Source organism: Priestia sp. MDV22-iso46, from assembly GCF_058629175.1.
The window spans coordinates 190559-213505 of sequence record NZ_JBZVWT010000001.1; the positions used below are offsets into that span (position 1 = coordinate 190559).

19 protein-coding genes are annotated in these 22947 nt (G+C 40.2%); 15 read left to right on the forward strand and 4 right to left on the reverse strand.

What is annotated here, in order from left to right:
- The first annotated feature begins 260 nt into the window (after window positions 1-260).
- The 5 genes from AC4NPH_RS01025 to AC4NPH_RS01045 all read left to right on the forward strand — a co-directional run bounded on the left by AC4NPH_RS01025 (window position 261) and on the right by AC4NPH_RS01045 (window position 6388).
- Window positions 261-1520 carry an ABC transporter substrate-binding protein gene (locus AC4NPH_RS01025; protein WP_098315015.1) on the forward strand — a complete coding sequence of 420 codons (1260 nt, stop codon included), beginning with the start codon at window positions 261-263 and terminating at the stop codon, window positions 1518-1520.
- A gap of 89 nt (window positions 1521-1609) precedes the next feature.
- Window positions 1610-2542, forward strand: a complete 933-nt coding sequence (locus AC4NPH_RS01030; protein ID WP_013057452.1) for a carbohydrate ABC transporter permease — start codon at window positions 1610-1612, stop codon at window positions 2540-2542.
- On the forward strand, window positions 2542-3372 hold the full coding sequence (locus AC4NPH_RS01035; protein ID WP_013057451.1) for a carbohydrate ABC transporter permease: 831 nt from the start codon (window positions 2542-2544) through the stop codon (window positions 3370-3372). Before AC4NPH_RS01030 ends, AC4NPH_RS01035 begins: the two co-directional genes overlap by 1 nt.
- 26 nt (window positions 3373-3398) lie before the next feature.
- Entirely contained in the window at window positions 3399-4721 is a 1323-nt protein-coding gene (locus AC4NPH_RS01040) for an alpha-glucosidase/alpha-galactosidase (protein WP_098315014.1), read from the forward strand.
- Between the two features lie 371 nt (window positions 4722-5092).
- A complete protein-coding gene (locus tag AC4NPH_RS01045) occupies window positions 5093-6388 on the forward strand; it encodes an ATP-binding cassette domain-containing protein (RefSeq protein ID WP_255286339.1) in 1296 nt (431 codons plus the stop codon).
- 737 nt (window positions 6389-7125) lie between these two features.
- On the opposite strand, the gene AC4NPH_RS01050 is transcribed toward AC4NPH_RS01045, so the two are convergent.
- Window positions 7126-7383: a hypothetical protein gene (locus tag AC4NPH_RS01050; protein ID WP_142318991.1), complete on the reverse strand. Its 258-nt coding sequence runs from the start codon at window positions 7381-7383 to the stop codon at window positions 7126-7128.
- A 151-nt stretch (window positions 7384-7534) separates the two neighbouring features.
- Here AC4NPH_RS01050 and AC4NPH_RS01055 point away from each other — a divergent pair, with 151 nt between their 5' ends.
- The 4 genes from AC4NPH_RS01055 to AC4NPH_RS01070 all read left to right on the forward strand — a co-directional run bounded on the left by AC4NPH_RS01055 (window position 7535) and on the right by AC4NPH_RS01070 (window position 11480).
- Window positions 7535-9022, forward strand: coding sequence for a YncE family protein (locus AC4NPH_RS01055; protein WP_491938533.1), 1488 nt, complete (start codon window positions 7535-7537; stop codon window positions 9020-9022).
- A 30-nt stretch (window positions 9023-9052) separates the two neighbouring features.
- On the forward strand, window positions 9053-9310 hold the full coding sequence (locus AC4NPH_RS01060) for a hypothetical protein (protein ID WP_098315012.1): 258 nt from the start codon (window positions 9053-9055) through the stop codon (window positions 9308-9310).
- A 109-nt stretch (window positions 9311-9419) separates the two neighbouring features.
- Entirely contained in the window at window positions 9420-10544 is a 1125-nt protein-coding gene (locus tag AC4NPH_RS01065; protein ID WP_255286340.1) for a collagen-like protein, read from the forward strand.
- Between the two features lie 258 nt (window positions 10545-10802).
- Window positions 10803-11480, forward strand: coding sequence for an ATP-binding cassette domain-containing protein (locus AC4NPH_RS01070; protein ID WP_255286341.1), 678 nt, complete (start codon window positions 10803-10805; stop codon window positions 11478-11480).
- 220 nt (window positions 11481-11700) lie between these two features.
- Here the strand turns inward: AC4NPH_RS01070 and AC4NPH_RS01075 are convergent, their stop codons facing one another.
- Complete coding sequence (locus AC4NPH_RS01075) at window positions 11701-13833, reverse strand: GDYXXLXY domain-containing protein (protein WP_098315010.1); 2133 nt, start codon at window positions 13831-13833, stop codon at window positions 11701-11703.
- A gap of 188 nt (window positions 13834-14021) precedes the next feature.
- On the opposite strand from AC4NPH_RS01075, the gene AC4NPH_RS01080 reads away from it, so the two are divergent.
- The 3 genes from AC4NPH_RS01080 (at window position 14022) to AC4NPH_RS01090 (ending at window position 18659) form a co-directional block, all read left to right on the forward strand.
- Entirely contained in the window at window positions 14022-15581 is a 1560-nt protein-coding gene (locus tag AC4NPH_RS01080; RefSeq protein WP_255286342.1) for a deaminase domain-containing protein, read from the forward strand.
- A 21-nt stretch (window positions 15582-15602) separates the two neighbouring features.
- Window positions 15603-15959 (forward strand): Imm3 family immunity protein, encoded by a 357-nt coding sequence (locus AC4NPH_RS01085; RefSeq protein WP_098196613.1) that lies wholly within the window; start codon window positions 15603-15605, stop codon window positions 15957-15959.
- A 1197-nt stretch (window positions 15960-17156) separates the two neighbouring features.
- Complete coding sequence (locus AC4NPH_RS01090) at window positions 17157-18659, forward strand: malate:quinone oxidoreductase (RefSeq protein ID WP_013083523.1); 1503 nt, start codon at window positions 17157-17159, stop codon at window positions 18657-18659.
- A gap of 116 nt (window positions 18660-18775) precedes the next feature.
- Here the strand turns inward: AC4NPH_RS01090 and AC4NPH_RS01095 are convergent, their stop codons facing one another.
- On the reverse strand, window positions 18776-19342 hold the full coding sequence (locus AC4NPH_RS01095) for a DUF6434 domain-containing protein (protein ID WP_098196612.1): 567 nt from the start codon (window positions 19340-19342) through the stop codon (window positions 18776-18778).
- Between the two features lie 56 nt (window positions 19343-19398).
- Window positions 19399-19887, reverse strand: a complete 489-nt coding sequence (locus tag AC4NPH_RS01100; RefSeq protein WP_377536647.1) for a DinB family protein — start codon at window positions 19885-19887, stop codon at window positions 19399-19401.
- A 150-nt stretch (window positions 19888-20037) separates the two neighbouring features.
- Between AC4NPH_RS01100 and AC4NPH_RS01105 the strand changes: the two genes are divergently transcribed.
- The 3 genes from AC4NPH_RS01105 (at window position 20038) to celB (ending at window position 22927) form a co-directional block, all read left to right on the forward strand.
- Window positions 20038-20979: an ADP-ribosylglycohydrolase family protein gene (locus tag AC4NPH_RS01105; protein WP_279824335.1), complete on the forward strand. Its 942-nt coding sequence runs from the start codon at window positions 20038-20040 to the stop codon at window positions 20977-20979.
- A gap of 278 nt (window positions 20980-21257) precedes the next feature.
- Window positions 21258-21563 carry a PTS sugar transporter subunit IIB gene (locus AC4NPH_RS01110; RefSeq protein ID WP_025751577.1) on the forward strand — a complete coding sequence of 102 codons (306 nt, stop codon included), beginning with the start codon at window positions 21258-21260 and terminating at the stop codon, window positions 21561-21563.
- An 11-nt stretch (window positions 21564-21574) separates the two neighbouring features.
- A complete protein-coding gene (gene celB, locus AC4NPH_RS01115) occupies window positions 21575-22927 on the forward strand; it encodes a PTS cellobiose transporter subunit IIC (protein ID WP_240530780.1) in 1353 nt (450 codons plus the stop codon).
- The last annotated feature ends 20 nt before the right edge of the window (window positions 22928-22947 follow it).

The following is a 22947-nucleotide window of genomic DNA, read 5'->3' on the forward strand; positions in this document are numbered from 1 at the left end:
AAAGAGTGATAAGGGGGAAGAAAAATAGAAAAAAACATAGAAAAAGCAGGTTAAAAAGCCCTAGAAACTACATACTTATTGGCAGATAAGTATGTAAATGAAAAAGCTTTTTCATCTCTAGGACTCTTTGAACCTTTGTAAAAGTATAGGATTAAATTATAAGTGACTTTATTTCGTTGTGCAATGAATTTGTCTACGCACAAATAACTGAATATTCAGTTATTTTTGTCTTGATAGAGTATAAGGAGGAAAGAAGATAAATGAAAAAGCTTACGTATCTTTTCGTTCTATTACTAGTCTTTTCTGTTGTGGCAGCAGGCTGCGGAAATAAAGAAGCGGCAACAGGCGGAAATGGGAAAACAACGTTAACGCTTTTTTCTACGATGAGTAATAAAGGCGAGAGAAAAGCGCTTCAAAACGCGATTGCAGAATTTGAAAAACAAAATCCAGATATTAAAATTGATGCGAATTTTCCTGGTAACGGCTATGAAGATATGCTTCGTGTGAAAATGGGTGCAAATGATATGCCCGATTTATTTGATACGCACGGCTGGTCTCAGCTTCGCTACGGGGAGTATGTAGCAGATTTAAAAGATATGGATTGGGTTCAGCATTTAGATCCGGCGCTGAATCAAATTTTAAAAGATAAAAGCGGCAAAGTGTATGCGTATCCTTTAAATCAAGCAAAAGACGGAATTAGCTATAATGCGACGTTATTAGAAAAGTACGGAATAAGGCCTCCTAACACAATGGATGAATTTATAACAGCGTTAGAAACAGTAAAGAAGAAAAGTAAAGGAGAAGTAGCGCCTTTATGGATTCCAGGAGGAGAAAACGGCAATATTGCTCAAGTGTTTGATCAGCTGGCTACACCTCAGCTTATTACAGCAAAAAATAAGAACTATGCTAAGCAGTTAGAAAAAGGAACATTTAATTGGTCAAACTACACGCCGCTAGCGGAAACAATGGCAGAAATGAAGAAAAAAGGGTTATTGAATGAAGATGTATTAACCGCAAAAGTATCTCAAGCAACGGAATTAATGGCTCAAAATAAAATTGCTTTTACATTTGTTGGAGGATCTCTTGGACCTGATGCAACAGAATTAAATCCTGAAGTAAAAGTAGGAACGGTACCGGTGCCTGCTATTCATAAAGGTGGTACGCAAAGCTGGATTGGCGGAGAGCGCTTTACCCTTGCTGCTTGGAAAGATTCTAAGCACCTTAAAGAAGCGAAGAAATTTATTGAATTTGTGTCACAGCCGGAAGTTGCTAAAAAGATTGCCGAAGGAACGTCTTCAGCATCGGCTCTGACAAACAATAAAACACAAAACTACTACTCTGCATACTACGATAAGTATAGCGATATCAAAGTTGAGCCATACTTCGACCGAAAGTATCTACCGAGCGGCATGTGGGCAGTGATGTCTTCTACAGGTCAAGAATTGCTAGCCGGAAGTTTAACGCCAAAGCAATTATCAAAAGAGATGGAAAAAGAGTACAAGCGTCTGAGTAAACAATAAAATAGTGTGCAAAATTTCCTTGTTCGCCGAGAAGCAGGGAGATAGGCTTCTGCTTCTTTTCAACACAAGCTGAAATAGGAGTGAACACGATGAATGAATTAGTCAGGAAAGAGCCGGTTTCCGTAGTAAGAGATACGGAAAAACGAAAGGAAAAATTAAAAACAGAATCCTCTTTATGGTGGATGTACCTTCCCGGCTTAGTAATTATCACCGTTTTTATTATCTATCCTTTTATTAACGGAATTAGACTTTCCTTTACTAATTGGAATGGATTTTCACAAACGTACGATTGGATTGGACTTCAGCAGTATAAACGTTTGCTTGCAGATCCAACGACTTGGCTTGTGATAAAAAACACGTTGCTCTACGGAATAGGCAGTACTATTTTTCAAAATATTATTGGCTTGTTATATGCTTTGCTTCTGAATCAAAGCATTAAAATGAAAGCTGTAACAAGAACAATTGTCTATCTTCCGGTTATTATCAGCCCAATTATTATGGGATATATCTGGTACTTCTTTTTTGCCTACCAAGGAGGCGCTTTAAATGACCTTCTTGTATTTTTAGGCTTTGAGAAGATTAATGCTTTGGGAACTCCGGAGCTTAACTCTTGGATTATCGTGTTTGTCAATACGTATCAATTCGTTGGAATTGCGATGATTATTTATTTAGCGGGGCTGCAAAGTATTTCAAAAGATTACTACGAGGCAGCACAGCTTGACGGAGCATCTGCTCTTCAGCAGTTTAAAAATATCACCCTTCCATTGCTTATGCCTTCTATTACAATTAACGTCGTGTTAAATATTATCGGGGGGTTAAAACTGTTTGACGTAATTGTTGCGCTGACAGGAGGAGGACCTGGAGATGCATCACAGTCGATGTCTACTTTTATGTATGACTTATATTTTAGAAGACAAGACGCCGGCTATGCAGCAACTCAAGGTGTGTGCATGGCGCTCATTATTTTAGTCATTAGCTTATCAGCACTTGTGTACTTTAAACGAAAGGAGACAGAAGCGTGATGGACTATACAAATAAACGGAAAAAACGACTTTTTACCTTTCTAGCTCTTTGTATAACGCTCGTTCATATTGTCCCTTTTTATATTCTTGTTACGACTTCTTTAAAAGTAACCGGGGATTTTAGTTCCAAATGGGTATTTCCAAAAAGCATACACCTTGAAAATTTCACAGCGGCTTGGGAGCAAGCGAACTTAGGAAACTCTTTTGTTAATACATTTATCATTACATTCGTTTCGGCGATTCTGCTTATTTTTTTAGGATCAATGGCTGCGTATCCTTTAGCGCGCCGACAAACGAAATTAAATAAGTACGTCTATTTTATCTTTATTGCCGTGATGGTAATACCGCCTTTAACAGCGCTAGTTCCGCTGTACAAAATGGTTGTGAATATGGGAATGATGAACACGTACCAAATTGCCATTTTAAATAATGTCGCAGCATTTTTGCCGCTAACGATCTTTTTGTATGCGGGCTTCATTCGCTCCACTATTTCTAAAGAGCTCGAGGAAGCAGCAAGAATTGACGGTGCCGGTACGTTAACGATTTTCTTTAAAATCGTATTTCCACTGCTAAAGCCTGTTACTGCATCCATTCTAATTATTGCCAGCGTCTATATTTGGAACGACTATCAGTTTGCAATCTTCTTCCTTCAAGATAAGGAAATGCATACATTGACCGTTACGTTAGCAAGCTTTTTTGCCGAAAATCAAAATAATCTTAGCTTAGTAGGAGCAGCTGCGATTATTGCGATGCTTCCAATGACCATTTTATTTTTAGTGCTACAAAAATACTTTATTGCAGGGCTTTCATCAGGATCTGTGAAAGGATAAAACCAATACGAGGAAGGAAGATGACGATGTCTAAAATCACATTTATCGGAGCGGGAAGTACAGTTTTTGCAAAAAATATTTTAGGAGACTGCATGTTTGTGCCTGCTTTAGCTGGCTTTGAATTTGCGCTATACGATATAGATGCCGAGCGTTTAAGAGATTCGGAAAATATGCTAAACAATTTAAAAGAAAACTATAAAGTGAATATTACGGTTAAAGCCTATTTAAATCGAAGAGAAGCTTTAACAGGAGCAAAGTATGTGATTAACGCGATTCAAGTAGGCGGATACAAGCCAAGCACCGTCATTGACTTTGAAATTCCTAAAAAATACGGCTTGCGTCAGACGATTGGAGATACAGTAGGAATTGGAGGGATCTTCAGATCACTGCGCACGATTCCGGTGCTGTTTGATTTTGCAAAAGACATTGAAGAAGTATGTCCGGATGCGCTGTTTTTAAATTACACCAATCCAATGGCAACACTAACGGGTGCAATGCTGCGCTATACCAATGTAAAGACGGTAGGCCTTTGTCACAGTGTTCAAGTATGTACAAAAGATTTATTTGATTCTCTCGGAATGGATCATGAAGGAATACAAGAGAAAATCGCAGGCATTAACCATATGGCATGGCTGCTAGAAGTAAAAAGAGATGGACAAGACTTATACCCAGAAATCAAGCGTCTAGCAAAAGAAAAGCAAAAGACAAAGCATCACGATATGGTGCGTTTTGAGCTAATGGATAAGTTCGGCTACTATATTACCGAATCGTCTGAGCATAATGCAGAGTATCATCCATACTTTATTAAACATAAATATCCAAATCTTGTTGATCAGTTTAACATTCCTCTTGATGAATATCCGCGTCGATGCGAAGAGCAAATTAGCAATTGGGAATCAATGAGAGAAGAAATGGTTAACAACAGTCAGCTAACTCATACGCGTTCACATGAGTACGGCTCTAGAATCATTGAAGCAATGGAGATAAACGTGCCGTTTAAATTTGCGGGTAACGTATTAAATACCGGAGGCTTAATTAGTAACCTGCCGACAAAAGCGTGCGTAGAAGTTCCATGTGTTGTAGACCGAAGCGGCATTATGCCGACTTATGTAGGAGACTTACCTGAGCAGCTTGCGGCGTTAAATCGCACGAATATTAATACTCAATTGCTAACAATTGAAGCAGCGGTCACTAGAAAAAGAGAGCATATCTATCAAGCTGCAATGCTAGATCCTCATACAAATGCAGAATTATCCATGGATGACATCATTCGTATGTGCGATGATTTAATTGAAGCTCACGGTGAGTGGCTGCCTGATTTTACAGGTAAAGTGAATCAATACGTGTAATAAAAGAATCCTCGGCTGAAATCAGCTGAGGATTCTTTTGTGCTTAGGAAAAGAAGGGAATATCATCCAAATGGATATTGACATTTAAAAAACTTCATCATACACTGTAAAAAGCAAGTCATTTCATACTAAGAAAGGAAAGGTACCGTAGACAACGGATAAGTAATCCTATTTTTTTAGACATTCTTTTAAAACTTTATTTTAAATGAACATTTGTCTAGATAGGATTAGTCTGTACATTTTTAGGTGCCATTTCTATATGTCTTATATGAATTGATTTCTCCCTTTTTTTACTCTATAAAAGGGTGCATATTTGCGTATGCCTAATTATGACCTCTAATCCTCTCTAGAAATCCTAGGGAGGTTTTTTTGTGTTATTGTTAGAAGCTATAAATATTGAAAAAAGCTATGGAGATCGCCTGCTGTTTCAAGCAGAGAAGCTTCAAGTACATCGCGGAGAGCGAATTGGAATTGTTGGAAAAAATGGAGAAGGCAAATCGACTTTGCTTCATATTTTAATGAAAAAAATGAGTCGGGATCAAGGAATTGTGCAAACATATGGCCGTTCCTCACTGATTCCGCAGCTTGATGTTCAACCTACAGGAGCTGTATCTCCCGAGATGAAAAGTCAGTGGAACCTGCCAAATGAAGCCGACTTTCTTAGCGGAGGAGAAGAAACCAGAAAGAAAATTGCTGCTGCTCTTTCATCCGGCGCGGAACTACTTGCAGCCGATGAGCCAACGAGCCACTTAGATGTAAAAGGCGTAGAGAAATTTGAAGAAGAAATGAAATCTTTTACAGGCAGTTTGCTGCTGATTTCACATGACCGAGAATTATTAAACCGCCTTTGTACGTCCATTTGGGAAGTAGAAGACGGCAAAATTCACTGCTACGAAGGCAATTACCAAGAGTATGTGACGCAAAAAGAAAGACAGCAGTTTGAGTATGAGCAGTATGTAAAAGAAAAGCAGCGGCTTGAACTGGCGTCTGAAGAAAAAAGTCAAAAATCAAAGTCGCTTAAAAAAGCGCCGAGCCGCATGGGGAACTCTGAAGCGAGGCTTCATAAACGAGCGGTCGGGAAACAAAAAGCCAAGCTAGATAGAAATGCAAAAGCCATCGAAACAAGAATTGAAAAGCTGAAGAAAAAAGAAAAGCCAAAAGAAATGGAAGAGATTCATTTTGACCTGTCGCAGTTTCATCAAGTGCACAGCAGGCAGGTACTAAGCTTTAACAAAGTCTCGGCATCAGCTGGCGACCATATCTTGTTTCAAAGTCTAAAAGGCGGTGTAAAGCCAGGTGCGAAAGTAGCGATTGTCGGTCAAAACGGCGCCGGAAAATCTACACTGCTGAATATGATTGAGCAGCATCTATTTTTAAAAAAACTTCTTATTTTTCGTTCGATTTATTCTATCGGTAGCAAATCCCTCCTGAAACTACGTTTCAGGGAAACCGCAAAAAACCTTGCGGAACGCCCTGTGAAGTGCCGCCTACGGCGAATCATTGCGACGACGCCACAAGGTGACCCAGAACCAACCGAAAAAGATCGATGTTGTAACATCGATCTTTTTCTAGTTTTTTTACTCATACATGATGGATATATAGCCACTCCAATCGTATCGATGGAAATTCGATCAACCGGTGAAAAATTTCATCCCTATATTTATTGAATTTTTTGCACCATTCGCCTGTAACCTTAAATTCCCTATCGCAAAGCGAACAATAATCCCTTTCTTCATGACAGACCCACATTGGAATGACCAAATTATCACGACTACGCTCTTGCACTTTTAAAAAATAAGACAATTCATTTATGGTGAAATGAATATTATATTCTCCTTCATCCATTTCTCTTTGATACACATTCTTAATATCCAAACTTTCGATGAATATTTGTGACATATACATTCCTCCCTTTATCCTTACTTGTTGAATGTATTATGCGAAAAACCTTTTCACAAAGGTAGATATACGCTTGGAGCCGCGTAGTTAAATCCCGTGACAATGCCGCAAGGTGACCTGGAAACAGCATGACAAAAAAAGCGGCTGAGTCGATTCAGTCGCTTTTAAATAGTTTATAGTGTTCACACATGATTGATGTACAACCATTCCAATCGGATGCTTGGAAATTCGATTAACCGGTGAAACAATTCCTTTCGAAAAGGTATACTGAGCCAAAAAAACTAGAGGGAGGGATGAGTATTGGTTATATCAACAATAAAAAAGACCAAGTATTCTAACTACCGGTCTTTTAGTTTGTTTTATTGTCAAGTATGGGTTAAATAAAGCCATTCCAATCGAGCCCTTGGAAATTCGATCAACTGGTGAAACAATTCCTGTGAGTGTTCCATCAGACTCAGACAGAAAGCGGAATTCTTTTCACAGTAGTTGCAATCAATATTTTTTTTCAAGATGAGTGATGTGGAGTAACCACTCCGTCTTCTTGTTTACTTGTGTACAGCTTATACCGAAAACCATCAATTGAAAACTCAATTGCAATTCCAGGATTAATATAGACCGCTTTGTAGTGCGATACGTTGGCAATATTCAATTCGTCTATTTTTATTTGTTCCAACTTACTCCACTCCTCGTCTTTTGGTCTACTTTTTTCACTTCCAATTCCATTCTTAGATCCTCCTGAACGCCATATTTTACTTTGATTCATTCTACCACGACCAAACCCTTACCCAAACGCCTACGGCGAAATTTTTGCCCGTTTTGTAAGAATCGAATGAGCTATATAGGACAAACATACAAGCGGTATTCCCTGTCTTAAATATCATGTAATAACCGATATAAAAAGGAGTTGGATATTTATGGCAAGTTGTAACAACGGAAGAAATTGTTCATGCTCGCGTTGTTGTATTGCTAGAGGACTGCAAGGTCCTCCGGGACCGAGGGGTCCACAAGGATTTCCAGGAGTAGGTTTTCCAGGTCCGCAAGGTCCTGCCGGACCAATTGGACCGCCAGGACCGGCTGGTGCAGTAGGACCTGCCGGACCGATCGGTCCACAGGGTGTACCAGGAGCTGCAGGACCACCAGGAGAGCCGGGTCCGGCAGGTACCCAAGGTGAACCCGGTCCACAAGGTCCACAAGGAATTCAAGGCCCAGTAGGACCTGCTGGAGCTGACGGTGTACCAGGAGAACCAGGTCCGGCAGGACCGCAAGGTGAACCGGGACCAGCAGGTGTTCAAGGTCCAGTGGGTCCGATAGGTCCACAAGGACCAGCGGGACCACAAGGTATTCAGGGCGAACCGGGTCCGGCAGGAGCACAAGGTGAACCAGGACCAGCAGGACCAGCGGGTGCAGATGGAGTAGATGGTGCTCCCGGACCAGCTGGTCCGGTAGGGGCAACCGGTCCTCAAGGACCACAAGGGGAACCGGGACCACCTGGGTCTACATCGGTCAATCTTATTTATGTAGCAAATTTTAATGATAATACGGTTTCTGTGATTAATGGTGAAACGAATGCAGTCATTGCGACCATTCCCGTTCAAGTTAATCCAGCAGGAGTGGATGTCAATCCATTAACCGACCGAATTTATGTAGCAAATCGTGGCAATGACCAAATTTCTGTGATCGATGGAGTGACCAATACGGTGATTGCTTCCATTACCGTAGGAGATGAACCAGGAGACGCAGGCGTTAACACAGCTACCAATGCCATTTATACAGCAAATTTTAATTCATCGGATTTAACTGAAGACGTTACTGTGATTAGCGGGTTGACCAATACGGTGTATGATACTGTTTTCATCCCAGGTCTCAATTTAGCCACTGGTGTAGATGTTAATCCATCAACCAACCTTATTTATGTAGCCAACTTCAATTTTGATACCGTTTCTGTAATAGAAGGAGTAAACAATACAATTGTTGCTACGATTCCCGTTCAAGTTAATCCATTCAGAGTAGGAGTTAACCCAAACACGAATCGTATTTATGTATCAAATTTCACCAGTAATACCGTTTCTGTGATTGATGGAGCAACCAATACTGTGATTATTAACATTCCAGTGGGGACTACTCCAGGTGAAGTGGGAGTGAATACAAGCACGAATGCTATTTACGTACCAAATCGAGGTACGAATGATGTTTTCGTGATCGATGGATTAACGAACACTGTAATCGCTACTATTCCGGTTGGTACAAATCCAAATGGAGTTGACGTGAATCCGTTAACCAATCGTATTTATGTAACAAATCAAGACGATAATACCGTTTCCGTCATAGACGGCGAAACCAATACTGTGATTGCTACCGTTCCCGTCGGAGCTCGTCCGTTTTCAGTAGGAGTCAATCCTTAATTTATTATTAAAAAAAGCGAGGTAATTTTAATGATCAACGATGAATTATTAGATGTATTGATCAAACTGGTTGAAGATGCAGAAGGAGTTCTTTCTATCCAAGCAGGTACGCTAGCTCAACGCCCTGATTCTCAACCAGTCGGAAATTTGTTTATTGACACAACAACGCGTACCATCTATCGATTTAATGAAAATGGATGGGAATCTTCGGTTGATCCTTCTGTATCTGAAGAAGTTCCAAAAACTGAAGATCCTTCTCCGATTGTTCGGGCAAAGAGTCCGTTTTAAATTTATATATTTTTTTAACGGTGAAAAAAACCTAATGGGACAAACGCACAAGCCATTTTTGTCCATTTTCGTATTATAGAGTAACCATGTAAAAAGGAGTTGAATATTTTTGGGGAATATTAGTAAAAAAAGTAGAGATTTTTGTCCTCATTGTTGCTCATGCCCATGTTGTTGTAATACAAGAGGACCGCGGGGTCCACAAGGTGCCCAAGGTCCGCAAGGACCCAGGGGTGTAGCGGGACCGCCAGGAATAGGTTTTCCGGGTCCACAAGGTCCAATCGGACCAGCTGGACCTCCAGGACCAGCTGGTGCAGTCGGACCACAGGGTCCGGCGGGACCACAAGGTGCACCCGGTGAGGATGGAGCACCAGGTCCAGCAGGACCGCAAGGACCGGCGGGTCCAGCAGGGGCTCAAGGAATTCAAGGTCCAGCAGGACCTGCTGGAGCTGACGGTGCACCAGGTGAAGCAGGACCAGCAGGTCCGCAAGGCGAACCAGGACCAGCGGGTCCACAGGGGGTCGCGGGTCCAATAGGACCACAAGGACCGGCGGGTCCGCAAGGTCCTGCAGGGGAACCAGGTCCGGCAGGACCGCAAGGAGTAGCAGGTCCAGCAGGACCGGCAGGTGCAGATGGAGCTGACGGTGCTCCTGGACCAGCGGGACCACCAGGACCACAAGGACCGGCAGGTCCAGCAGGGGCTCAAGGAGTGGCAGGACCGGCGGGTCCGCAAGGTCCTGCAGGGGAACCTGGTCCACAAGGCGTGCAAGGCGTAGCCGGACCAGCAGGTCCAGCGGGACCAGCAGGCGGCGTATTAGCCTTTGCAGACTTCTTTGCTTTAATGCCACCTGATAATGCAGCAACCGTTGCACCAGGTACAGATGTCTCGTTTCCGCAAGATGGACCCAATGGCGATTTGACACAGATTTTCCGTACAGGTCCTAGTTCATTCAATCTAACTAATATTGGGTTTTACCAGGTTTTGTTTCAAGTCAGTGTCACTGAAGCAGGGCAACTTATTTTAACGCTTAACGGTGCTGACCTCGCTTATACAGTAGTTGGTCGTGCAACGGGTACGTCCCAGATCGTAGAAATGGCAATTGTAGAAACGACAAGTGTAAATTCAATCCTCACTGTACGAAATCCCGCAGGAAATTCCACAGCATTAACCATAACCCCTCTAGCAGGTGGAACAAGACCTGTTTCTGCACATCTTGTGATCACCAGATTACGCTAATAATCGCATAGACTATAGAAGCTTTAAAATTCCTCAGAAACAAGACCGTCGCGATGATGGACTTCGTTTCGTTACATATGCACTACCGAAACATCGAAAAAACGGCGTTTTTTTGTTTTCTTTATCTTAATGTGGAATTTATCTATCTAAACATAAAAAACGCAAAAAAAACACTCGGTCGCAATTTCACAGGCGGTCCAGGACCTGTGAAGAAGCGACCGAGTGTCGAAGTTGAATATCTATAGGTACTTTCAGTATATGTACAAAACTAAAAAACGGAATGGGCGATTGCCCTTTTTGTACAAAATAAAGCAGGCAGAAGGCTTCACGGTTGCGAAGCCTGTAAAACTCGGCTTTTTCCATCAGCGCCTTGAAAATCTAGATCCCGCTAAAAGTATTTTGGAAAACATTAAAGAAGACAGTCCGTACACCGAGCAGTTTATTCGTACGGTACTATCGCGCTTACTTTTTAAACGTGAAGACGTGTATAAAAAAGGAGAGATGCTAAGCGGAGGAGAACGAGTAAAAACGGCATTAGCAAAAGTCTTTTTAGGAAACTATAACGTTCTTCTTTTAGATGAACCGACCAACTACCTTGATCTTCATACAAAAGAAGCGCTGCAAGAAGTGTTAAAAGCTTATCCGGGGACGATTTTATTTGTGACGCATGACCGCTACTTTGTTAAAAAGCTTGCGACGCATGTTTTGACGTTAAAACAGTCTAAAGCGGAGCTTGCGGCGATTGAAGATACGGGTAAAAGCAAAAAAGCGTCACAGCAGCAAAATGAAGCCGAGAAACTTGCGCTTCAACTAGAATTAACAAAAGTAATTAGCGAGCTTTCCATCACGCCAGAAGGAAAAGAAAAGCAGCGGCTTGAAAAAAGATATGAAGAGCTGTTAGAAGAAAGAAAACGATTAAATAGAAAGGAAGGATAATATCACTTCGCCTAACAATGAATACAATGATGTTACTGAACATCAAAAGCGTATTGAAGGAAAAATAACGGATATGAATATAAAAGGAACGCCCAAAAGAATAAAATGGATTGGCTATGGAATCATCATTTTCTTTGTGATCCTTATTTTAACGATGATCATCGGCGTATTTATCAATTAAAATAAAAAACAGCCGCTTCAACACTGAAGCGGCCGTTTTTTATTTGCCTACTTTTGTAACGATCGCATCTCCGTTTTTTCCAACTCGTACAGTAGCAAAACGAGCTTCGCTTTCCACTTTGCTGCCGGTTCCTTCTGGAATAAAGTAATGCTCAATTCCGTACTGAATTCCCCATTCGTGATACGTCCCCGTAATGACAACGTCTTTCTTTTTAGAAGTATACGGCTTATTCCAGTCATCATCCGCTTGGTAGATTTTTGCGTATTCATACACGCCTTGTTTGTTAGGGCGAAGAACGAGCTTCACTTTTTCACCGTCTTTTACATGAGGTAATGTAACGTGCGCAATGTCGTAATTCAGCTCAACGTAATCGCCTTGCAGCAGCGAGCGCGGATCGATCGGCTGTAAAGCGAGCTTAATTTCTTTTCCGTTTTGAAGAAGCACTTCGTTTTTGGTAAAAATGCCGCCCAGAATAATGAGCTGAACAAGAATGATGATCCATACAGCGGTTCGGCTGCGGTCAAGAAACGAAGGCTGCGGCTGATCAGGCGTTGACAGGTCCCATTTCCTGCTTAGGAAAAGAAAGATAAGACCTAAAATAACAAGCACAAGTGATTTATTAAATAAATCCCACACAAAGTCGTAATATTTCATCGCTAAAAAAACAAACCAGAAAATCATGCCGACAATAAAATCATATTTTGGCTCTTTTCGTACCGTCACAAATAAGAAGACAGTCGAAATCACAAAAAACACCGTGCAGTAAATGATATTTAAAAAAGAAGGTTCGCTTAATTCAGTCAGCGACAGTAAAAAGATAAAAGCAAGAAGCAGCGCTGCTTTTTTAAACGCGTGGTGTACGTTTATCGCGTATACAGCGGCATTTAATAGAAACAAAGCGAGCAGCACATAATCTATTTTGATAGTGTCATAGTAAGTAGTCGGAACCTTTATTAACAGAAGCCCTTGCACTAGCACAAAAAGCAACAGGCGAACGGGCGTATGTTTAGTGAATACTAAAAGCGCTACAAGTGCGATGACGTAGATAAAAAACAGAATGTCGTTCACAAAAAAAGAAGCGCCGCCGCTAATTAATACGCCCATCATTAAAAGCGTATATTTTACCGTTGGAATATCTGCTTTAATCAAATAACATGCCACAATCAACAAAACGCCGATCACAAGCATTCCGTTCGTTGGGTATGTTCCTGTAATAAGTGTGATGAGTCCTCCTAAAGAGCTGCTGCCGATCACCGATGCAATAGCCGTAATCCCAATTACCGCTATACGTTTAATCACGCGCAGCGAAGTTTTTTGTGCTGACGTGTTGGCAGTGAGCCATTTGACAAACCACACGCTTGCACCAATAAATAAAATCACGAATCCTAACGCTAAAAACAGCGACCATTCAGCGTAGTGTTTAAAAATAAAAGAGAAAAACTGTTCAATGACAAATAAAGCAAATGCCACGATGGAAATCCCTAAAAATGACCTTTGCGGCTCCACTTTTGAAAAATAAAAAAAGGAGCTTAGTAAAAACAGCAAATAAAAAATAATAAGACCAATTCGTAAGCTAGAGCTCCCTGTGAAATCCGGCAGGGAAACAGTTAAAAAAATGTAGTGAAACAAACAAAACGCCGCATACATGACCACAGGAGACGAGAGCTGTTTCTTTTTTATAATCCAAAAGATGAGTAAGTTCACAAACGCCATTCCTGCGTAAAGTAAAAGCGTCTCGTGTTCACCTCGCTGTGAAACTGCGCCTGTTGGTGAAATAAAAAAAGCCATGGTGAATTGAAATAAAACAAACGATAACACATAAAACGGCTGATACTTTGTAAAAAGGCTAAACAAAATAACGGGCACAAGCCAAATTAAAAATAGCCAGTACGATTCAGCGTGCGTGTTGTAAATTTGAGAAAGAAGCGCGATGCTTAATCCAAATGAAAGAGCGCCGGCCAAAAGCGTCCAGTGACTTAAAAACGCCTGCTGAGGAAGCAGCTTTCGCACCGCAAATGCACTTCCGTAAAACAGCAGCATCAGCCCCACGCTCAGCGCAATTTTAGTATAGCGGTCAAAGCCTTGCCAGTTCGATGCAAAGAAATATAAAATGCCGGACAAAACAAGAGCCAACCCCAGTAAATAACCGAGTCTTACGAGCTTTTCTCTCATACTCAACCTCCTCTTTATATTATGTATATACTAGCGCATGTTTAAATATTTGGAAATAGAAAGAATGAATGCGTTTTAACAAAAAAATTGTGTAAAAAGGCCTTTTAGTGGCGTGGAAATAACAAATGAAGTAGTCCAAAAATCTTGATAAATTGTCAATGGTAAGATAGTTTTCTTACATAAGAGAAGTGCTAACGCAAATCCAGCAGGATACAGCACCTGCTAACATGAAAAAACTAGCGGAACTGTCACCTGCAGAGCAAGCGATCGAACTAGAAAAAAGCCCATACCTGCAGGCGCTCAACGATTCTTCAACTGTAGGCATGCTAACGTCTCAACAGATTCTTCAAAACGCTAAGGGCGTTGAGGGAATGCTTATGCAGTCGGTGATGAGCCAGGGGCGGGTTAGGGACGTAGCACCTGAAAAAACTGCTGAATCCTTTGACTTTACAGAAATCTGCGAGAACCCTGCGGCTAAAAAAGAAGAAATCGGTATAAAAGCTGTAGTCAAGGACGTAGGAGAAGGTGCTATAACTTTAGCAAAAGGCACAGTTACGGGTACTAAAGGAGTAGCACAAGACGTTTGGGCCGGTATGGGGGAGAGAGGAGGTAAACAGTTCAACTCCTTATATGATTTTGGAAACTTTGTAACGATGGGTGGATTTGATGGCGCTGTTGCCTTCAAAGAAGGCTTAATTGAGCGAGGAGAAAAATCGTTGGATTCACCGTATGACTTTGTCAATCACGCAACGATGGGACTCTTAGATGTAGGGCAGCAGGCACTTAATCCGGACAAACCTCTTTCAAAAGAGCACTGGGAAAACAGCATGTTTCTGTTTGCGAGCGTAATTGGAGGAGCGAAACCCGCAGGAGCCGTAAAATCCGTTCCAAAAGTAACAAATGTTCCGCGTGTACCTGCACATAAAGCAACCAAAACATTAAGCGATATGCGAAATGTCGTCAGCCCAAAAGCAGCGAGCAATTGGTCGAAGAAGGTGTATAAACCTGTTCAGAAGCAGCTTCAACCTTTACTAGATGCTGAGATACCGACTTTACGCCCTCAACCTCAACTGTCAGGGATAGGAGAGGCTTTACCTGGAAAGACCTTTGGTGAAGCGTTACATGGGTTAACGACGTATAAGATGGGGAATGTTTCGAAAGGTCAGTCCAAAGCGTTGGAGAAAGTGGAAAAGCCTGATAGTAAAGCGAATGTTGAAGGGGTTTATGATCAGGATGCTGTTTCTAAGGGTACGGGAAAAGTGTATCCAACGAGACAAATAGATTCAGTTGCGGAAGCACATATAATTGATAGAGTGAAAGAGCTAAGAGGGAGTTTGACTAGTGGGTATAAAAAGTCTGGGAACTTTGCTCTAGCAGAAGTGGATGTCAATGGTATTGATAAATCAGAGTTTTTTGCCCAAAGTAGCATAGATGAGTTTACAGATAGTATAAAGGAAAGAGTTCCTAATATTTCTTTACAACCCCAAAATCCTACGTTTAAAGCAACAGAAGCACCAGACAAAAAAGGAAGTATGTATTTAAGGGATTCGGATACAGAGTATAAAATATTAAATGATATTGCTTCTCAGCTTGGAAATAATATTGATGCGAAAGGAAGAATTAAGTTATTTACAGAATTAGATACGTGTGATAGTTGTAGCCAAGTAATAGCAGAGTTTGCAAAAAAATATGAAAACATTGAATTAGAGGTAATACATAATAACGGAGCAAGACTAAAACCAAATTAATAAGTAATGGAGAGATTGTTAATGGAAGACTGGACATACGATGAATTGTTTGAAACAATTCAAGAGGTATATAAAGAGTTTTTATCTCAAAATAGAGGATGTAGGCATGCGATAGCAAGAATAGTAGATGATTTCAATAACTTAGGTAAAATAGAGGATATTATTGTAGATGTTGCTATAGGAGAGATTTTAATCACGTATGATAAAATTTTCGTTGGTTACGTTGAAGATATAACAAAAAGTTTAAGTATGTTTAATCCAAAAGAAGCAGAAGACGAACTAACAGTAAAGGAAATAAAAGACTTATCGAGACGAATAAATAAAGTAATAGAAGGACTAAAAACTGCAGAGTTAGATTATAATCCTTCAGCAGAATAGTAATGCTTATAAAGAGATGAGCATATAAAAGTGAAAAATTCGTAATGGTTGTATCATTGGGGATTTTTATGTACTACTGTAGAATAGAAAAATATGAGCAGAGCTTAGGCAAGATGACACTTTAAACTTTTGAAGTATTGTTACAGGGAAGAAGTCTTAAACTTATGGAACTGAAATTGACTAAGTTTATTCAATTAAGCATGATATTTGTGACAAACGTTTAGAAATGAACCAAAAAGCACTTGATTGTCTACTAAAGGCTACAAGTGCTTTTTGCCATTTTATATATATTGTTTTAGTTATGCCATCTCAATGAGAAAAAACAAGTCATATGTCAAAATAGACCTGTTTAGATGATTTTAAGATAATGCTTCGAAAACGCGTGAATTGTTGTTCATTGGGGTATGAGCTATCTATTTGACAAGGGAATTGACAGTAATAATACTGTCAATAGTGATATACATGAAATAAACGAATCAACCGAAAAATAGTTGGTTGATTAGAGAATGTTCAGTTCATCAGTCAATACGCTGTAAATCTGAGTATTATTAGTGTTCCTATACTCAGATTTATATTTGATGTAAAAGTCAACATACATGTTAGGTTTTATAACATAAATTTCTGAATAATCATTTACTTATTCACTTATTTCATGGTATGTTATATGACATAGATATTGTAACTTACAATACGAGCTGAAAATCAGCTGTTATAATATATACTTATTTCTCTAAATATGCACCTGGACGAGCCGGTGCTCTATACATATATGGATACATCTACGTATAACTAGTCAAAAAGAATGAAGGCATTTCTAATTATAGTGCTGTTTGTTCTTTCGAATGAGTATAGTTATAGTAGGTGAAATTTTCAAGAAAATTATTTTGGTTTTTGATCTGAATTTTTGGAATAGTTTGTTATTTTATTAATCAATGCTTTGCCACTTAGAAGTAGGTATAAAAGTTTACTAATAAAAGAAAATGCAGACGGAATTTAATAAGTTTTTTAGAATTTGTGGGCGATTTTCTCACTTTTTTATCATTTTTGAATAGTTTATAATCATCAGACAATTATACTGTGATATAGTTATAAGTGAGACAGAAAAAGGTGTGTTCTTAGGTCGCACCTGAATTTTTTTACTACGTAAGCAGGAGCGCCTACATCTTTTTACAAATATAGGGGATGAGGAAGGTTATAATGAGCAACGTACAGAAAAAAACAGACGTTATCTTAATTGGTGCCGGAGTCATGAGCGCAACTTTGGGGTCATTACTCAAAGAGTTAGCACCTGAATGGGATATTAAAGTATTTGAAAAACTCGCAGACGCAGGGGAAGAAAGCTCGAACGAATGGAATAATGCAGGGACGGGCCATTCTGCGCTGTGCGAACTAAACTATACATCAGAAAAAGCTGATGGATCTATAGATATAACGAAAGCGATCCGAATTAACGAGCAGTTTCAGCTGTCAAGACAGTTTTGGTCTTATCTTGTAAGCAGCAAGTTGATTCGCAATCCGCAAGATTTTATCATGCCAATTCCGCATATGAGTTTGGTACAAGGAGAAAAAAATGTATCGTTTCTGAAAAAGCGTTTTGAAGCGCTGTCAAACAATCCGTTGTTTCAAGGAATGGAGTATTCCGACAGTCCTGACAAACTAAAAGAATGGATTCCGTTAATCATGAAGGGGCGCACGTCAAATGAACCAATTGCCGCAACTAAAATTGATTCGGGAACAGACGTAAACTTCGGTGCTTTAACACGCATGTTGTTTGACCATCTGAAGAATAAAGGGGTTCACGTTCATTACAAACGAAGTGTAAAAGATATTAAACGTAAAAGTGACGGTATGTGGGAAGTAAAAGTCGCAGATGTAGACAGCGGCAAAGTTGAGTACCACACGGCAAAATTCATCTTTATCGGTGGTGGAGGCGGAAGCTTGCCTTTACTTCAAAAAACAGGTATTCCTGAATCCAAGCATATTGGAGGATTCCCGGTAAGCGGATTATTTATGGTATGCAATAATCCTGAAGTAATTGCGCAGCATCACGGGAAAGTATATGGAAAAGCCAAAGTCGGAGCTCCGCCAATGTCGGTTCCGCACCTTGATACACGTTATATTGATAACAAAAAGACGCTGTTGTTTGGTCCGTTTGCCGGCTTTTCACCAAAGTTCTTAAAAACAGGTTCAAACTTGGATTTAATCAGTTCTGTAAAGCCGAATAATATTTTAACCATGCTAGCAGCAGGCGTCAAAGAAATGGCGTTAACAAAATATTTAATTCAGCAGGTGCTGTTATCAAATGAAAAACGTGTAGAAGAACTGCGTGAGTTTATCCCGAACGCTAAAAGCGAAGACTGGGATATTGTTGTAGCAGGCCAGCGTGTGCAGGTAATCAAAGACACGGAAGCCGGAGGAAAAGGAACGCTTCAGTTTGGTACAGAAGTTGTAAGTGCCGCTGATGGTTCTGTTGCTGCACTTCTTGGCGCTTCGCCTGGTGCGTCAACGGCGGTTCACGTTATGCTTGAAGTATTGGAAAAATGCTTCCCAGAAAACATGAACAAGTGGGAGCCAAAAATAAAAGAAATGATTCCTTCCTATGGCATGTCGTTAGTTGATCATCCAGACTTCTTTAACGAAATTCATGCGTCCACTTCACAAACGCTTGGTTTAATTAAAAAAGAGTCTGTTTATAGCTAAAGATTTTATACCGTAACAAACAGCACATGCGTATGTGAAGAAATCTACAGGCGTGCACAAACACCACCTTTTCTTGAGGTGGTGTTTTAATGGTCTTTATTTATGTAGAGTTTGATTTAAGAGCGGTATTGATTGCTTCCAGGCTGAAGTTTTAAGTGCTTCCACGCTGCAATCGCATCATCGCGGCCTTTTCCTTTGTTTTTCGGGTCGTTAAAAAAGTCGCGGATAAAGCGGTTGTATTCAAACTGAGGCGCAATTTCTTTTTGATAGAAAGGCTGCTTTTTTCGTTCTTCTTCTTCATACCACGCTTTTACCGCATCTCGATAGGTTTTCCCTACATTTTCTTTAAAGTAGTTTTGAATATAGGTGGAAAAATGAAATGTAGGATGAATGGCTTCTTTAAAAAAAGCCCGTACTTCTTGACTGCAACGGTGATTTTTCCCAATGACGGTATCTAATGTTAGTGGCGCTTGCATTTTAGAGGACGAGCGTCTTTTAGACGGTGTTTTTGATTGTTGAGTCTCACCGGTTGTTAAAAACACTTCAATTCTTTTTGAAAGTTCCATTTTAAATCCAGACGGGCTCATGTTATTTTCTCGGCAAAATTGCTGCAGCTCGGTTTTGAGCCAGTAAAAATCCGTAAAGTCAGTGATAGATAAGTTTTTTGAAAGTTCTGGTCTCATTGTTTTCACCTCCATATATTTACAAAAAACAATTATAGAACATTTGTTCTTGTTGGTCAATTGTTTTTAGAGAAGTACGAAGAAATGTCTTTTATGTTTCTTCCTACATAGTGAGAAGAAATAGGCCGTTTATTCACGTCTCTTGCCCAAATAGAAAGCTGGCCGATGTGATGGATTTCATGAATGATGATGTGATGTAAGATGTCAGCTTCTGTGTAAGAAGTAGAATCCCAAGGGACTGTTACGTACCTTTTGTTGGAAAAATTCAAATGACTTAGAAAGTCGGCAATTTCAGGTCTATGTGCAGAAGAGAGCGCTTGAAGCTTTTCAAGCGTATCGTGTTCTTCAAAAGAAAGAACGATATCTTGTTTACCTTGGATGGCACGTATCCAGCTGTATTCCACATCAATAATATGAAAAAAAGTTTGTGAAATGCTACTCATTCCTCCAGTCCGCTTCTTCAACAGTTCTTCTCTTGAAAGTTGATAACACCAGCTAAACCATTCATCTCTCACTTGCCAATTATATTCAAAAAAATGAATCATCTACCGCACCTCACATGTTTTTTTACCTCTTATTTAAATTAGATGAACGCTGGTAAATTCCTTTTTATAAAGAAGAAAAAGCGTCTAGGCAGGGTGTCTCTTGCAAATTCCAAAATCAAACAATTACAATAATAGAAAGGAGTTGATCACATGACGCTACATAAAAAAGTCCTTTCTACGATTCTAGGAGGAGCTGTTGGAGACGCTTTAGGTGTTCCAGTTGAGTTTAAAAAACGCGATTCATTTCAAATTACGACTATGACCGGCTCCGGTACATACAACCAGCCTAAAGGAACGTGGTCAGATGATACATCTCTGACGATGTGCTTAATTGATAATTTAATAGACAAACAAGATGAGTATGATTTAATGCAAAAGTTTGCGAACTATTGGTCGGATGGCTACTGGACGCCGTACGGAGAAATGTTTGATATTGGCATTGCCACAAGCGAAGCGATTCGCCGCTATAAAAGCGGACTTCCTAAAGAAGAGTGGGGAGGAAGCGCTGAATACGATAACGGAAACGGAGCGCTTATGCGTATTGCTCCGCTTGCGTTTACACTACGTCAGGAACCTAGCTTTATAAAAAGAAAAGAAGAAATAGAAAGAATTGCGCACGTCACGCACCGCCACTTGCGCTCTACGCTTGGCTGCATTCTATATGTGGAGCTGCTTATTCGTCTCCTTCACGGCGACGAACCCTTTGAAGCATATGAAAAAGCGGTAAATCTCTGTCAAAAGCAGTTAACAGGTACGGAGTATGAAACAGAGTTTTCTTCGTACGAACGAGTGTTAAACCTAAGCTTGCCGCACGCAGGGAGAAATGCAATCTGGTCAACCGGCTACGTCGTCAGCTCGCTAGAAGCATCGCTTTGGTCTTTTCTGCAAAGTGATGACTACGAAGAAGCTGTACTTACTGCTGTGAATTTAGGAGAAGACACAGATACAATAGGTTTTATTACAGGTACTATGGCAGGAGCATATTATCAGCTGGATGGTATTCCTGAAGAGTGGGTTTGTCAGCTTGCTAAAAAAGAAAAGTTAGAGAAAGCGTGCAGACATTTTGCTGAAATGTGTGTCAAGAGAAAATGATCACCTTATAGCCTTCAGAAAAAAAGATAAGAAGCTTGCCTATCCAGGTCAGCTTCTTATCTTTTTTTGGGACTTTACCATAATCTGTTTTCATTTACAATCTATTTTTCTTTAAAATATAGAATATTCAAACAATATTTTTCCTTTAGTAACGGAAAAATATTGCGTTTATTTGAAAACGTTTTCAATATATAGTGAAGGTAACAAGAAAACATCTTAGCAAGATACTTATCTCATTTATGAATGTTAATCAATCACTGATCAAGGGGGAATTGGAAATGAATATTTTACTATGCTGCGCAGCAGGTATGTCTACAAGTTTGTTAGTGACTAAAATGGAAAAAAGCGCAAAAGAAAAAGAGACAACGTGCAAAATCTGGGCAGTGCCAGGAGATGCGGTTAGAAATCATATTGATGATGCAGACATTTTACTTTTAGGTCCGCAAGTGCGCTACTTGCTTCCTCAAATGAAAAAGTTAGGAGAGGAAAAAGGAATTCCAGTAGAGGTTATTAATCCGGTTCATTACGGAATGTGTAACGGAGAAGAAGTGCTAAAATCTGCTGAGCAGTTAGTTTCGAAATAGGAGGGAATCAATTGAGCAAAATGAATCGTGTACTTGAAACATATATTATGCCGCTTGCTGGCAAAGCTGCTCAGCAGCGTCATCTTCAAGCATTACGAGACGGTATGGTCCTGACGATGCCGCTTATTATTATCGGTTCACTTTTCTTAATTTTAGCCAATTTACCTTTTCAAGCCTACACAGATTTTTTAACAGAACATCCTAAGCTAAAAGCAAGCATTTTATATCCGTACAGAGGAACGTTTGAAATTATGGCTTTAGTAGCTACGTTCGGGATTGCCTATCGCTTAGCAGAATCGTATAAAGTGGATGCACTTGCTTCAGGTGCAGTGTCTTTAGCTGCTTTCTTTGTCGGTACACCTTTTGTTTCGTATACGATTGGAGAAAACGCAGATGGAACGGCTATGGTCGAAACAGCTTATCAAACGGCGATGTTCACGAGTAAAGGTCTTTTTGTGGGGATGGTCATAGCGGTTATCGCCACAGAAGTTTACCGGAAGATTATTCAAAAAAATATTGTGATTAAGCTTCCAGAAACCGTTCCGCCAGCTGTCGCCCGTTCATTTTCAGCTTTAATACCAGGGTTTGGCGCTGTAATGGTTATATGGATGCTACGTTTGCTTGTAGAAAACGTCGGAGACTTCGGGAATTTACATAATGTCGTGACGGTTTTACTGCAGCAGCCTTTAACTCATATTGGTACAAGCTTAGTCGGTACGATTCTGATTTTTATCTTAATTACTCTTATGTGGAGTACGGGGCTACACGGTGCGACGATTGTTGGTTCTGTCATGACGCCTGTATGGCTTACGCTAACAACGGAAAACGCAACCGCTCTTGCTTCTGGTGAGCCAGTGAAGCATATTGTAACGAATGAATTTAACGATATTGTGTTTGTAGGAGGGTCCGGCACTACGCTTTCTCTTGTGCTGGCGATGGTGCTGTTTGCGAAAAGCCAGCAAATGAAGCAGCTAGGAAGATTAAGTATAGGACCGGGCTTCTTTAATATTAACGAACCTGTTATTTTTGGAATGCCTATCGTATTAAATCCGATTATGATTATTCCGTTTATTTTAGCGCCGCTTCTATCGGTCATCATTACGTATGTATCGATGGATATCGGCCTCGTTGCAAAGCCAATAGGAATTGTAACGCCGTTTACAATGCCTCCGGTGATTAGCGGCTACTTAATTACAGGAAGTGTGTCAGGAGCTATTCTGCAGCTTGTGCTAATGGTGGTATCGTTTGGTGTCTATTTTCCATTCTTTAAAATGTGGGACAAACAAAAGCTTATAGAAGAAACTGGAGCTTCTATAGATCGTGATCGTTCACCGGTAAAAGAAGAACAGCAAAGTATTGTATAACGTATTTTTTAAATCATTCA

What these genes read in the sequence shown, in the direction of transcription:
- AC4NPH_RS01110 (WP_025751577.1), top strand. Translation starts at nt 21,258, where the DNA reads ATGAATATTTTACTATGCTGCGCAGCAGGTATGTCTACAAGTTTGTTA.
- AC4NPH_RS01050 (WP_142318991.1), bottom strand. Translation starts at nt 7,383, where the DNA reads ATGAATCAAAGTAAAATATGGCGTTCAGGAGGATCTAAGAATGGAATT.
- AC4NPH_RS01075 (WP_098315010.1), bottom strand. Translation starts at nt 13,833, where the DNA reads ATGAGAGAAAAGCTCGTAAGACTCGGTTATTTACTGGGGTTGGCTCTT.
- AC4NPH_RS01105 (WP_279824335.1), top strand. Translation starts at nt 20,038, where the DNA reads ATGACGCTACATAAAAAAGTCCTTTCTACGATTCTAGGAGGAGCTGTT.
- AC4NPH_RS01070 (WP_255286341.1), top strand. Translation starts at nt 10,803, where the DNA reads ATGTACAAAACTAAAAAACGGAATGGGCGATTGCCCTTTTTGTACAAA.
- AC4NPH_RS01055 (WP_491938533.1), top strand. Translation starts at nt 7,535, where the DNA reads ATGGCAAGTTGTAACAACGGAAGAAATTGTTCATGCTCGCGTTGTTGT.
- AC4NPH_RS01085 (WP_098196613.1), top strand. Translation starts at nt 15,603, where the DNA reads ATGGAAGACTGGACATACGATGAATTGTTTGAAACAATTCAAGAGGTA.
- AC4NPH_RS01090 (WP_013083523.1), top strand. Translation starts at nt 17,157, where the DNA reads ATGAGCAACGTACAGAAAAAAACAGACGTTATCTTAATTGGTGCCGGA.
- AC4NPH_RS01040 (WP_098315014.1), top strand. Translation starts at nt 3,399, where the DNA reads ATGTCTAAAATCACATTTATCGGAGCGGGAAGTACAGTTTTTGCAAAA.
- AC4NPH_RS01030 (WP_013057452.1), top strand. Translation starts at nt 1,610, where the DNA reads ATGAATGAATTAGTCAGGAAAGAGCCGGTTTCCGTAGTAAGAGATACG.
- AC4NPH_RS01100 (WP_377536647.1), bottom strand. Translation starts at nt 19,887, where the DNA reads ATGATTCATTTTTTTGAATATAATTGGCAAGTGAGAGATGAATGGTTT.
- AC4NPH_RS01095 (WP_098196612.1), bottom strand. Translation starts at nt 19,342, where the DNA reads ATGAGACCAGAACTTTCAAAAAACTTATCTATCACTGACTTTACGGAT.
- AC4NPH_RS01035 (WP_013057451.1), top strand. Translation starts at nt 2,542, where the DNA reads ATGGACTATACAAATAAACGGAAAAAACGACTTTTTACCTTTCTAGCT.
- AC4NPH_RS01060 (WP_098315012.1), top strand. Translation starts at nt 9,053, where the DNA reads ATGATCAACGATGAATTATTAGATGTATTGATCAAACTGGTTGAAGAT.
- AC4NPH_RS01025 (WP_098315015.1), top strand. Translation starts at nt 261, where the DNA reads ATGAAAAAGCTTACGTATCTTTTCGTTCTATTACTAGTCTTTTCTGTT.